This window comes from Terriglobus aquaticus (assembly GCF_025685415.1).
Taxonomy (GTDB): Bacteria; Acidobacteriota; Terriglobia; order Terriglobales; family Acidobacteriaceae; genus Terriglobus; species Terriglobus aquaticus.
This window is the reverse complement of sequence record NZ_JAGSYB010000001.1, coordinates 2,533,310-2,546,592: the sequence shown is the minus strand read 5'-3', so window position 1 is coordinate 2,546,592 and position 13,283 is coordinate 2,533,310. Positions and strand designations below refer to the sequence as shown.

The window sequence follows — 13,283 nt, the reverse complement described above, 5'->3', positions numbered from 1 at the left end:
CCGGGTCGTGTCACACCATTTCGGAAAACAGAAGGTCTGCCTCGTTTATGTCACCGTCCTCGCCCAGCGAGCACACTGATCGGTCTGCCTCCGCTGAGCATCCGGCCCTACCGGCGCATGCCTCTCCTGCCTCCACCGGTCTGCCCGACGACGCCGCCCAGCATCCAGCACCGGGCGCCGATGTCGCGCCGCCTCCCCAGCGCCGCTCGTCCTGGCTACGCGTTGTCATACTCCTGCTGATCATCGCGGCAGCCGTTGCGTTTGTGGTGTATCGCATCCGCACCAACAAGGCGGCGGACCAGCAGCAGGCCTCCGGCGCGCGCGCCATGGCCAATCGGCCCGTGCCCGTTGCCTACGACCTGGTGCAGCAGCGGCCGGTGCCCATCTACCTAAACGCTCTCGGCACGGTCACGGCTTACAACACGGTGACCCTGAAAAGCCAGGTAAACGGCCAGATCACGCGCGTCAACTTCCGCGAAGGCCAGCGCGTCTCGCAGGGCCAGTTGCTGATCGAGATCGATCCCCGGCCCTACCAGGCAGCCCTTGCCCAGGCGCAGGGCAACCTGACTCGTGACCAGGCCAACGCGGCCAACGCCCAGGCAGAGGCGCAACGCTACAACCAACTCTACGCCGCTGGCGTGGTCAGCAAGGAGCAGGCCCAGGCGCAGGAGTCCACCTCCGGCCAGGCAGTCGGGTCCCTTGAATCGGACCGCGCAGCGATCCAGGCGGCGCGCGTCAACCTGGCGTTTACCCGCATCACCTCGCCCATCTCCGGCCTGGTCGGCCTGCGCCAGGTGGATATCGGCAACGTGGTTGCCGCAAACAGCTCCACCGGCCTGGTCGTCATCACCCAGGTCGAGCCGATTTCGGTCATCTTTACGCTTCCCGAGGATCAGCTTCCGCAGGTGTTCGAGCGGATGAAGGGTGGCCGCCACCTGACCGTCGAGGCGTGGGATCGCAACAACGTGACGAAGCTGGCGACCGGGTCGCTGATGACGGTGGACAACCAGATCGACACCACTACCGGTACGGCGAAGCTGAAGGCAGTGTTCGACAACCATGATTTCGCGCTCTTCCCGAATCAGTTTGTGAATATCCGGCTGATCCTGGAAACACGGCAGAACGCCCTCACCATCCCGGCCGCTGCTCTCCAGACCGGCAGCAAGGGCAGCTTTGTTTACGTCGTGGATATGGATCATCCCATCTCGCCCGACCAGACCCAGGCCATGGCCAACCAGAGTGACGCCGCAGGCCGCAGGTCTTCGTCGTCACACTCTTCGGCAGGCTCGCAGACCAATGCCCCCAGCGGTGGTGCCAGCACCAGCGGCGGCAGTGGCAAGGGCGGTCGGAACGGTGGCAACTCGGCCATGCGCCAGACCAGCTATCCCGTGCAGGAGCGGGTGGTCCAAGTTGATTTGACCCAAGGCACCACCGTGGTGATCCGCAACGGTCTACGTGCCGGTGAGCGCGTGGTCACGGACGGCGAGGAAAAGCTGACCAGCACCAGCAAGGTTATCCCGCGGCCGGCGCAGCGCGTGGACAATCAGCAACCCGGAAATACCTCTTCACCCGGCATGGCGGGAGTTGACCCGCGCGCCGCGCAGGGCAGTGGCGCAACCCGCCTGGGATCACAGACGGGCACACCCAACGCCAATGGCGGGTCGACCGACGGCAACGGGCAGGGTGGACAGTCCAACCAGCAGGGAAGCAGCAGCGGGGCGTCGCACCCCTAGGCTGCACAGCCTCGTCTTCTGCAGCGCAGGGGACGAGGACGAGCACACTGAGGGAGCGGCGGCCGTCCGTTCGCTGAGTCAAGTTGTACTCTCGGGGCCTGTGCCCCGGTAGGAATTCAAGAGGTCCACGCAGCATGAGTCCCTCACGCCCGTTTATCCTTCGGCCGGTTGCCACGGCGCTGCTCATGGTGGCGATCCTGCTGGCGGGTGCGGTCGCCTACTTCCAGCTGCCGGTCTCCGCCCTTCCTGAGGTGGATTACCCCACCATCCAGGTGCAGACGTTCTACCCCGGCGCCAGCCCTGACGTGATGGCGTCCGCCGTGACCGGACCGCTGGAACGGCAGTTCGGCGAGATCCCCGGCCTGACCCAGATGACCTCCACCTCGTCCGGTGGCGGCTCCATCATCACGCTGCAGTTCAATCTGTCGGAGTCCATCGACGTCGCCCAGCAGGACGTGCAGGCCGCGATCAACGCCGCGCAAAGCTACCTGCCGAAAGATCTGCCGAACCCACCCATCTACAACAAGGTGAACCCGGCAGACGCGCCGATCCTGACGTTAGCGCTAACGTCGGACACGCTGCCGCTGACCAAGGTCGAAGACCTTGCCGACACTGTGCTGGCGCAAAAGATCTCGCAGATGTCCGGCGTCGGGCTGGTCAGCATCGCGGGCGGCCAGAAGCCGGGTGTGCGCATCCAGGCAAATCCGACCGCCTTGGCAGGGCAGGGTCTGTCGCTGGAGGACCTGCGTTCCGCCCTGGCCAGCGCCAACGTCGACCAGGCCAAGGGCAACCTAAACGGAGCGCACCAGAGCTACATCATTGGCGCCAACGACCAGCTGCTCACCGCCAAGGACTACAACAACACCATCGTTGCGTACCGCAACGGCTCGCCGGTCTACCTGCGCGATGTCGCCAACGCGATCGACGGTGCGGAGAATGCGTTCCAGGCAGCGTGGATGGGCCGCGCCGCAGAAGACGGCGAAGGCGCGCAGATCCACCCTGCGGTCATCGTCAACATCCAGCGGCAGCCCGGCGCAAACATCATCGGCGTGGTCGATAGCATTCAGGCGCTGCTGCCACGCCTGCAGGCCACGTTGCCTGGCTCGGTCAAGCTGCAGGTGCTCACCGACCGAACCAACACGATCCGCGCGAGCGTCAAAGACGTCCAGTTCGAGCTGATGCTCACCATCGGCCTGGTTATCCTGGTCATCTTCCTCTTCCTGCGTTCCTGGCGCGCCACGATCATTCCATCCATCGCCGTGCCGCTCTCGATCATCGGCACCTTCGGCGTCATGTATCTGTTGGGCTACTCGCTCAACAACCTGTCGCTGATGGCGCTGACCATCTCCACCGGCTTCGTCGTCGACGACGCCATCGTGATGGTCGAGAACATCGACCGTTACCTGGAGGAAGGGCACTCGCCGCTGGAAGCAGCGCTGATGGGATCGGAGCAGATCGGCTTTACGATCCTCTCGCTCACTATTTCGCTCATTGCAGTGCTCATTCCGCTGCTCTTCATGGGCGACATCGTGGGCCGGCTGTTCCGCGAATTTGCGGTCACCTTGTCCGTGACCATCCTGGTTTCGGCTGTTGTCTCGCTGACGCTCACGCCCATGATGGCGGCCAAACTGCTCCGCCACACCCCTGACAGTCAGAAGGGGCGGTTCTACAAGCGCAGCGAAGACTTCTTCAACTGGGTTATCGCCAAGTACGCCGTGGGCGTGCGCTTCGTTCTACGCCACCAGGTGATCACCCTGCTCGTCACCGCGGCGACCTTTGCACTCACCTTCTTCATGTACGCCGTCGTGCAAAAGGGCTTCTTCCCCGTGCAGGACACCGGTGAGCTGCTTGCCATCACGGACACCTCGCAGGACACCAGCTTCGCCGCGATGAGCCAGAAGCAGCAGGCACTCGCGTACCAGATCCTGCAGGATCCTGACGTTGCATCGATCAGCTCGTACATCGGCATCGACGCGACCAACAACACGCTCAACTCCGGCCGCATCCAAATCGACCTGAAGGACAAAGAAGACCGCAAGTCCGACGCCGTGGCCGTGATCCGCCGACTGCAGCCCAAGCTGAACCAGGTGGAAGGTATCCAGGCGTACCTGCAACCGTTGCAGGATTTGACCGTCGACACTCGCACTGCCCGCACTCAGTACCAGTTCTCTGTGGAGGACGCCAACTCGGACGAGCTGGTGCACTACTCCGATCTGCTGCTGCAGAAGTTCAAGACGCTGCCCGCCCTGGCCGACGTCGCAACGGACCAGACCACCGACGGCCTGCAGGCCAGCCTGGTCATCGATCGCGACACGGCATCCCGCCTCGGCATCACGCCGCAGAACATCGACGACACCCTGTACGACGCCTTTGGGCAGCGGCAGGTGTCCACCATGTTTACCCAGCAGAACCAGTACCACGTGGTGCTGGAGGTCGCGCCCAAGTTCCAGCGCAATCCCGCCGCGCTCGACAACATCTACGTGAAGAGCAGCAACGGCACCCAGGTTCCGCTCAGCACCTTTACGCACTTTGAGCAGACGAACACCACACTGGCCGTCTCGCACCAGGGGCAGTTCCCGTCGGTGAACCTGTCGTTCAACCTGGCACCCGGGTACGCCATCGGCGATGCCGTGAAGCAGGTGGGCAAGGCCGTGAAGGAACTGAACCTGCCGCTCAGTGTGAATGCCAGCTTCCAGGGCACGGCGGCTTCGTTTGAAGCGTCGCTCAGCAATGAACCGCTGCTCATCCTGGCCGCACTCATCACCGTGTACATCGTGCTGGGCGTGTTGTACGAAAGCTACATCCACCCCATCACGATTTTGTCCACGCTGCCATCGGCCGGCGTGGGCGCGATCCTCGCGCTGCAGATCACAAATACCGACCTCAGCGTCATCGCGCTGATCGGCATCATCCTGCTGATCGGCATCGTGAAGAAGAACGCCATCATGATGATCGACTTCGCGCTGGAAGCCGAGCGCGAACAGGGAAAGACGCCCGAGGAGTCGATCTACCAGGCCTGCCTGCTGCGCTTCCGGCCCATCATGATGACCACCATGGCCGCGCTGCTGGGTGGTGTTCCGCTAGCACTGGGCACCGGAACGGGGTCCGAACTGCGGCGGCCGCTCGGCATCACCATCGTCGGCGGGCTGATTGTGTCGCAGATTCTTACCCTGTTCACCACGCCTGTCGTCTATCTCTTCTTTGACCGCATCGGCCGCCGCTACTTCGGCACTCAAGAGGCTGACAAAGAATTCCAGCAGCACATTCACGAAGCCGAGCCGCACTACGCGGCCGGCGACTAACGAATACGAACCGAATGAACACCGAACCACAACCCGGCGACACCACCCCCAGCGACCGTCAGCGGCCCGGCGATGCCGGCAAGCTGAACGCGGGCGAGGGCACGCGCGGACCGGACAAGCGCGCTGGTGATTCCGCTCCGCAGGATCGCAGTTCGCGGCACGAGGAGCGCCTCAACGCCGAGGCCGCGGAGGACGCGAACTCGCCCATTGGTGGCGTGCACTTCTCCGCGCCGTTCATCCAGCGCCCCGTCGCGACGTTTCTGCTTTCCATCGCCATCATTCTGGCGGGCGCGGTCGCGTACAAGCTGATGCCGGTCGCCTCGTTGCCTGAGGTAGAGTTCCCGGTCATCTCCGTCGGTGCGGGTCTGCCGGGCGCAGACCCGGAGACCATGGCGTCCGCTGTCGCCACCCCGCTTGAACGCCAGTTCTCGCGCATCGCCGGCGTCAACCAGATGACATCGACGTCGTCGATCGGTTCGGCCAGCATCACGTTGCAGTTCGATCTGTCGCGCGACATCAACGGCGCCGCGCGCGACGTGCAGGCCGCCATCAGCGCCGCCCGCGCCCAGTTGCCGGCAAACCTGCCCAGCAATCCGACCTACCGCAAGATCAATCCTGCAGACGCGCCGATTATGATCCTGGCGCTCACCAGCGACACGCTGACCGTCCCGCAGCTCTATGACGCCGCCGACTCCATCCTGGCGCAGAAATTGGCCTCGGTGCAGGGCGTGGGGCAGACGTTCGTGGGCGGATCCTCCAAGCCCGCGGTTCGGCTTGAGGCGAACCCGCAGCAGCTCACCAGTTACAACCTGTCGCTGAACACGCTTGCGGCCGCGGCCCAGACCTTCAATGTGCTGGAGCCCAAGGGGTACCTGAACGGTGCGGATCAGCGATGGTCCATCAGCACCAGCGACCAGCTCTTTGGCGCGGACGCCTACCGCCCTCTGGTCGTGGCCACCAGCCGCGGCCCGGTCACCACGGTCACCGCCAACAACGGTCTGCAGGCGAATGTGGCCAGCGCGACCGCGGGCGCAACCGGAGGAGGCGGCAGCAACAACACGGGCAGCTCTTCCGCCAACGGCGCGGGATCGTCCACCTCGGCCAGCAGCTCCGGTTCCAGCACGGGTACGTCCGGCGGCAGTTCCTCCTCGAGCAGCGCGTCCTCAGGCTCGGTCTCGTCACTGGCTTCCCCGACCACGGGTGGTGGCGGCGGTGGTGGCACTGCGAACACGGGTGGAACTGCGGCGACCACGACTCAGACCAACGCCGCCGTCAGTTCGATCGGCAGTAACGTTTCCGCGCCCACCACGGCGGCCATCAACAGCGGCACCGGCTACACCTCGGCCGCCATCAACACCAACGCGTCCAACGTTGCGACCACCAGCACGCCGGCTGCCGGCATCGTGCGCGTGGGCGACGTCGCCCAGGTGGTCAACTCCGTTGAAGACATTCACACCTTCGGCATGTTCAACGGCAAGCCGTCGATCCTGATCATCGTCTTCAAGTCGCCCGGCGCCAACGTCATCGAGACGGTCGACAACATCGAGAAGCAGCTTCCCATGCTGCAGGCATCCATCCCGCCCAGCATCAAGCTGCAGGTGGCACTCGACCGCACCGTCACGATTCGCGCCAGCGTGCGAGACATCACGCGGACCATGATGATCACCATCGTTCTGGTGATCCTGGTCGTCTTCTTCTTCCTGCGCGAGGTCCGGTCCACGCTGATCCCGTCGGTCTCGGTGCCGCTCTCCTTGCTGGGCACCTTCGGCGTCATGTACCTGTTGGGCTACACGCTCGACAACCTGTCGCTGATGGCGCTGACCATCTCGACCGGCTTCGTGGTGGACGACGCCATTGTCGTCATCGAGAACATCTCGCGGCACCTGGAAGAGGGTCTGTCGCCGTATGAAGCGGCCATGCTCGGGTCGAAGGAGATCGGCTTCACCGTCGTCTCCATGTCGATCTCGCTCATTGCGGTGTTCATCCCCATCCTGCTGATGGGCGGCATCGTGGGCCGACTCTTCCGCGAGTTTGCGGTCACCTTGTCGGTGGCCATTCTGATGTCGCTGATGGTGTCGCTCTCCACCACACCGATGCTTTCTGCGAAGTTCCTCAAAGCGCACAAAGACATCAAGCACGGCCGGCTCTATCGCTGGAGCGAGAAGTTCTTCGACTTCATCAACATGGAATATGAGCACGGCCTGAGCTGGGTGCTTCGGCACCAATTGCCGGTGCTGCTCATCACCATTGGCACTTTCGCGCTCAACATCTACCTGTTCATCCTGGTGCCCAAGGGCTTCTTTCCGCAGCAGGATACCGGGCGCATGGGCGGCCGCATTCAGGGCCAGCAGGACGTCTCGTTCGACGCCATGAAGCTGAAGGTCGAGCAGATGACGGAGATCGTCAAGAAGGATCCTGCCGTGCAAAACGTGATGAGCTCCGTGGGCGGCGGCGGACCGGGCGGCGGCGCGTCCAACAGCGGCAACATGTTCATCTTCCTGAAGGATCCGGACCAGCGCAAAGGCGAGTCCGCGGACATGGTGATCGCGCGCCTGCGGCCCAAGCTTTCCAGCATGCCGGGTGTCATCACCTACCTGCAGTCCTCGCAGGAACTGAACATCGGCGGCCGCAGCTCCGCGACGCAGTATCAGTACACACTCACCGCCGATTCGGTCAGCAACCTGAACCAGTGGGCGCCGAAGATGATGGAGGCGATGCAGCACGAGCCCGACTTGCGCGACATCGCCACCGACCAGCAGGATCAGGGGTTGCGTGCACAGCTCGTGATCGACCGCGACACCGCCTCGCGGCTTGGCATCAGCGCACTTACCATTGACCAGACGCTCTCTGCGGCGTTCGGCCAGCGGCAGGTGTCGACCACTTACAAGCCGCTGAACCAGTACCACGTGGTTCTGGAGGTTGCGCCGGAGTGGCAGCAGAACCCGGACGCGCTGAAGACGATCTTTGTCACGTCATCCACCGGCGCCCAGGTGCCGCTCTCGGCGATCTCGCATTTTGAGATTCAGCGCATTCCGCTGCAGGTGAATCACCAGGGGCTGTCCCCGGCAGCCACGCTGTCGTTCAATTTGCCTCCGGGCGTCTCACTGTCGCAGGCCACCGCGGCAATCGATCACGCCCGCAACAGCATTGGGGTGCCCGCGTCCATCGCAGGCGGGTTCCAGGGCACGGCCGCGGCCTTCAAGGACTCGCTGTCTTCCGAGCCGATCCTGATCCTGCTGGCGCTTACCGCGGTCTACATCGTGCTGGGCATCCTGTATGAGAGCTTTATCCACCCGCTTACCATTCTCAGCACGCTGCCCTCCGCGGGTGTCGGCGCGCTGATCGCGCTCCTCGTCACGCAAGTCGACCTCTCGGTCATCGCGATGATCGGCATCATCCTGCTGATCGGCATTGTGAAAAAGAACGCGATCATGATGATCGACTTTGCCCTGGTCGCCGAGCGCGACCACGGCAAGAGCCCGCGGGATGCCATCTACGAAGCGTGCTTGCTGCGCTTCCGGCCCATTATGATGACCACCATGGCTGCTCTGCTGGGAGCGATCCCGCTTGCGTTCGGCACGGGAACCGGTTCCGAGCTGCGCCGTCCGCTTGGCATCACCATCGTTGGTGGCCTCCTGGTGTCGCAGGCGCTTACGCTCTTCACTACGCCGGTGGTGTACCTCTACATGGATCGGCTCCGCGCTTTCCTGGCACGCTTTTTCGGAAGCGCTCCCGAGGCCGCACCCAAGAAGCCCTACAACTACCCTCAGCCGGTCGCAGGAGACTAGACCCATTCAAGCCTCACGATCGCTGGCTCAACACGGGAAAACCTGCAACCTCCACGTCTGCCGTTTCATCCCACCTGTCGTGAAACTGCGTTCGCCCATACTGCTGGCCGGCCTTATAGCGGCCGCGACTCTCTACGGCCAGACCACCACGGCGACTCAACCGGCGACCACCGGCACGACTGCCTCGGCTCCTGCTTCCACCGGCGGAGCGACCTCTGGCGGCGCAAACTCCACGGCTGCCGCACCTTCGGGCCAGGCCGGTGCCGCTCGCGTTCGTGGTCGAGGTAGCCGGGGCAACGGCGCGGGCTCGCCGCGAGGTGGAAACGGTGCGAACCCCTCGCAGCCGCCCGCTCCAGCCGCCAACGGCGACGTGCAGGTAACCGGCTTTCCCGCGGCAAACGCCACCGGCACGGTCGACCGGCCGCTGCTTCCCATCGCTTCTACCGGCAACGGCCTGGGTATTCCGTCCGGCGCACCTATCGTGGTTCGGCTGCGGTCTGCGGTCGATTCGGGCCACGCTCACAACGGCGACATGGTCGACGGAACACTGGCGGCGCCCATCGGCAACCTGCCGGCGGGAACGCCCGTTCGACTAACTGTGGTGCAGGCAGCACCTGCGGGCAGAATCTCCAGCTACGGCCAGCTCTCCCTGCAGGTCGTCAGCATTGCCGACCGTCGCGTGCTGTCCAACACGGTGACCGCGCTGGGCAAAGAGGGTGCCAAGGAGTTGCCGGATGCGGCGCCGGCGCGCGGAACCGAAGCGGTGTTTACGCCGGACCAGCCCATCTCGCTTCCGGCCGCCTAGCCACTACGCCTGCGTCGTTCCGCAATGCCATGTCGGCGTCGGAACAACGCGGAGCCTCTAGCTGCCGCCCCGCACCGCGGCCAGCATCTCCGCCGCGTGGCCTTCCGGCTTTACGGCGCGGAACTCAGCTTGCAGCTTTCCGTCCTTGTCAAAGAGGAACGTGGATCGTTCCACTTTCGTCACCGGCTTGCCATACATGCTGCCTTGCTTCACCACGTCGAACTCGCGCGCCACCGTCATCTCCGGGTCGGCCAGCAGCGTGTAGGGCAGGCTGTACTTCTCGGCAAACTTCTTCTGCTTGCCGGGCGTGTCGCGGGAAATGCCCAGCAGCACGGCACCAGCGGCCTTCAACTCGCTGTATAGATCGCGGAACTCGCACGCCTCGGCCGTACAGCCCGGCGTGTCGGCACGCGGGTAGAAGAACAGCACCACGGGGCTGCCGCGGAACTGGGAGAGGGAAACAGCATCGCCGTTCTGATCGGGCAGCGTGAACTCGACAGGGTCGCCAATCTGCATAGCTTCAGCTTAGCGAATCCGCAGCGACCCGGTCAGCCAGGCTCTGCGCACAGCTTACGCAAGCATCGACTGCGATAATCAACTTATGCCGGAGATCCGCGTCGAAACCGATTCCGCACACTATTCGGTGCACCTTGGCAGTGGCCTGCTGCAGCCGCAGGCGGGCGCAAGCTCACTCGTCGGCCTGCCCGCTAAAGCCTCACGCGTGATTGTCGTCACCTCTCCGGAGGTCGAGCGCTTCTGGGGTGAGTCGCTGCGCCGCGCTCTTGGCAACGGCATTCCGGTGAACCTGCTCCACGTCCCGGCTGGCGAACAGCACAAGCGCCTCAGCACGGTTGAGCGCCTCTGCGAAGAACTGGCTGCGTTGGGTGCCGATCGCGACACCCTGCTCATCGCTCTTGGCGGCGGTGTCATCGGTGACATTACCGGCTTCGTCGCTGCGATTTACATGCGTGGCATCCGCTTCTTGCAAGTTCCTACGACTCTGCTTGCCCAGGTTGACAGTTCGGTGGGTGGCAAAACCGGCGTAAACCTTGCCGCAGGCAAGAACCTGGTCGGCAGCTTTCACCAGCCGGTCGCTGTCATCGCCGATCTGGACACGCTGCGCACGCTGCCCGTGCGCGAACTTCGCGCCGGCCTGCAGGAGAGCGTCAAGTCCGCCATCATTCGCGACGCGGCTCTCTTCGACTTCATGGAAGCAAATCTCGACGCGGTTCTGGCAGGCGACTCCGCAGCGCTCGAACGCGTGGTCGAGAGCAGCATTCGGGTCAAGGCGGCCGTGGTTGCAGCCGACGAGCGAGAAGGCGGTCTGCGGATGATCCTCAACTTCGGCCACACCGTCGGCCACGCGATTGAAGCGGCAACCGAGTACAAGCACCTGCTGCATGGCGAGGCGATCGGCTGGGGCATGCTGGCCGCGATTCACCTGGGCGAGTCGCGCGGCGTGCTGCCCGCTGCGGACGCGAACCGGATGCGTGAACTCATCCGCCGAACTACCGACCTGCCTAATTTTGCAGCAACTACGGAGCGCCTCGTAGCGCTCACCGGATCCGACAAGAAGAAGCGCAGCGGCACGCTCTCATTCATCCTGCCGATCGGTATCGGGCAGGTTGAAATCGTCAACGACGTCACAGAGGCCGAGTTGAGCGCTGCCGTTGCCGCCATGTTGGCCGAGGTGCAGGCAATCAGCAGGGCATCCGGAGTGGAGGAGCCCGCGCATGCCGGCTGACCCACCTCGTTTGACCGGCGCGCGTCCCGAAGGCACTCGCACCACAGCCGAGGCATCCATGGCCGTGCAGCAGATGTTTGACACCATCGCGCCGAAGTATGACCAGCTCAACCACCTGCTCAGCTTCGGCATGGACCGTGTGTGGTGGAATCGCGCGGCGCGCTTCTTTGACGACGTGCTGCGCCGCCCTGAGGCGAACGTGCTGGACCTGTGCTGTGGCACCGCCGACATGACGGCGGCGCTGCTGGCCCGACGGCCTGCCTCCGCCGGCGCGGCGCCGATCACCGCGATCGACTTCTCGCACGAGATGATCGAGCGCGGCCGCGCCAAGCTCGCCGGCAAGCTAGTTGATTTCATCGAAGCGGATGCCCTGAACCTGCCTTTGACGGACGCCTCGCAGGACCTGGTCGTCTCTGCCTTCGGCTTTCGAAATCTGGCGGACTACGACGCGGGCCTGCGCGAGATCCGGCGCGTGTTGCGCCCCGGCGGCCGCATCGGCATTCTGGATTTCAGCACCCCTTCAGGCTTATTAGGAACGGCTTATCAGTTGTATTTTCAACACGTTCTGCCGCGCATCGGCGGAATCCTCTCCGGCAGCGGAGCATCCTATCGATATCTGCCGGCGAGTGTTGAACGGTTTCCGCCTCCCGCAGAGTTCTGCACGCTGATGAACCGCGCCGCCTTCCGTGAAACCCGCTGGCAACCGTACCTGTTCGGCGTTGCCGGGCTGTGGAGCGGAACCGCGGACGCACCCCAACGCTGATTCACCCTTCAAGGCAACAACCCTTTTCAGGAGAGTTTTTCCATGCCTCACGCATCCGGATACGCTGCAGCCACGCCCAAGGCTCCGCTGGCCCCCTTCGACTTCGAGCGCCGCGAGCCCGGTGACCGCGACGTGCAGATCGAGATCAAGTTCTGCGGCATTTGCCACTCCGACATCCACCAGGTCCGCGACGAGTGGTTCCAGGGCGTTTTCCCAATGGTCCCGGGCCACGAAATCGCTGGCGTGGTGAAGAGCGTCGGCAGCGCCGTTACCAAGTTCAAGGTCGGCGACCACGTTGGCATCGGCTGTTTCGTCGATAGCTGCCGCACCTGTATCGAGTGCAAGCAGGGGGAGGAGCAGTTCTGCCAGGTGAAGCTGGTGCAGACCTACAACGACCGCGACAAGGAAGGCCAGCCCACCTATGGCGGCTACTCCGATCACATCGTCGTCGACCAGGACTACGTCCTCCGCATTCCTGCGAACCTGAACCTGGACGAGGCCGCGCCTCTGATGTGCGCCGGCATCACCCTGTGGTCGCCGCTGAAGCACTGGCAAGCCGGCCCCGGCAAAAAGGTCGCCGTCATCGGCCTGGGCGGTCTGGGTCACATGGGCGTCAAGCTGGCCCATGCCTTGGGCGCTGAGGTTACCGTCCTTAGCCAGTCCCTGAAGAAGCAGGATGACGGCAAGCGCCTGGGTGCCGACCACTTCTACGCCACCAACGATCCGGAAACTTTCACCAAGCTCGCCGGCCAGTTCGACCTGATCCTGAACACCGTTTCCGCCGCCGATGACTGGAACCGCCTGATGACGCTGCTGAAGCGCGACGGCACCATGGTCGTGGTTGGCGCGCCGGAACACCCCGTGCCAGTGTCGGCATTTTCGATGATCGTGGGTCGCAAGTCGCTTGCTGGATCCATGATCGGCTCCATCAAGGAAACGCAGGAAATGCTCGATTTCTGCGGCGAGCACAACATCGCCTCCGACATCGAGAAGATCAGCATCGCCGACGTGAACGATGCCTACGAGCGCGTTCTGAAGAGCGACGTCCGCTACCGCTTCGTCATCGACCTTGCCACGCTCAAGGGCGGCGAAAAGGCCGCGGCGTAACTGCTCGCGCACTATCTGTTGCGGGATCGGGTGTTCCCGAC

The 13,283-nt window shown here is 63.9% G+C and carries 8 protein-coding genes; 7 read left to right on the top strand and 1 reads right to left on the bottom strand.

Annotated elements, in window-relative coordinates:
- The first annotated feature begins 47 nt into the window (after positions 1-47).
- The 4 genes from OHL12_RS10605 (at position 48) to OHL12_RS10590 (ending at position 9,628) form a co-directional block, all read left to right on the top strand.
- Complete coding sequence (locus tag OHL12_RS10605; RefSeq protein ID WP_263413784.1) at positions 48-1,733, top strand: efflux RND transporter periplasmic adaptor subunit; 1,686 nt, start codon at positions 48-50, stop codon at positions 1,731-1,733.
- Between the two features lie 134 nt (positions 1,734-1,867).
- On the top strand, positions 1,868-5,035 hold the full coding sequence (locus OHL12_RS10600) for a multidrug efflux RND transporter permease subunit (RefSeq protein ID WP_263413783.1): 3,168 nt from the start codon (positions 1,868-1,870) through the stop codon (positions 5,033-5,035).
- 14 nt (positions 5,036-5,049) lie between these two features.
- Positions 5,050-8,823 carry an efflux RND transporter permease subunit gene (locus tag OHL12_RS10595; protein ID WP_263413782.1) on the top strand — a complete coding sequence of 1,258 codons (3,774 nt, stop codon included), beginning with the start codon at positions 5,050-5,052 and terminating at the stop codon, positions 8,821-8,823.
- A 79-nt stretch (positions 8,824-8,902) separates the two neighbouring features.
- Complete coding sequence (locus OHL12_RS10590) at positions 8,903-9,628, top strand: hypothetical protein (protein WP_263413781.1); 726 nt, start codon at positions 8,903-8,905, stop codon at positions 9,626-9,628.
- Positions 9,629-9,685: 57 nt separating this feature from the next.
- Here the strand turns inward: OHL12_RS10590 and OHL12_RS10585 are convergent, their stop codons facing one another.
- Positions 9,686-10,144, bottom strand: coding sequence for a peroxiredoxin (locus OHL12_RS10585; RefSeq protein WP_263413780.1), 459 nt, complete (start codon positions 10,142-10,144; stop codon positions 9,686-9,688).
- An 85-nt stretch (positions 10,145-10,229) separates the two neighbouring features.
- Between OHL12_RS10585 and aroB the strand changes: the two genes are divergently transcribed.
- Genes aroB through OHL12_RS10570 form a run of 3 tightly spaced genes read left to right on the top strand, consistent with a single transcriptional unit; the run spans position 10,230 to position 13,242 of the window.
- Positions 10,230-11,372, top strand: coding sequence for a 3-dehydroquinate synthase (gene aroB / locus OHL12_RS10580; RefSeq protein WP_263413779.1), 1,143 nt, complete (start codon positions 10,230-10,232; stop codon positions 11,370-11,372).
- On the top strand, positions 11,362-12,135 hold the full coding sequence (locus OHL12_RS10575; RefSeq protein ID WP_263413778.1) for a ubiquinone/menaquinone biosynthesis methyltransferase: 774 nt from the start codon (positions 11,362-11,364) through the stop codon (positions 12,133-12,135). Before aroB ends, OHL12_RS10575 begins: the two co-directional genes overlap by 11 nt.
- Before the next feature lie 42 nt (positions 12,136-12,177).
- Complete coding sequence (locus OHL12_RS10570; protein WP_263413777.1) at positions 12,178-13,242, top strand: NAD(P)-dependent alcohol dehydrogenase; 1,065 nt, start codon at positions 12,178-12,180, stop codon at positions 13,240-13,242.
- The last annotated feature ends 41 nt before the right edge of the window (positions 13,243-13,283 follow it).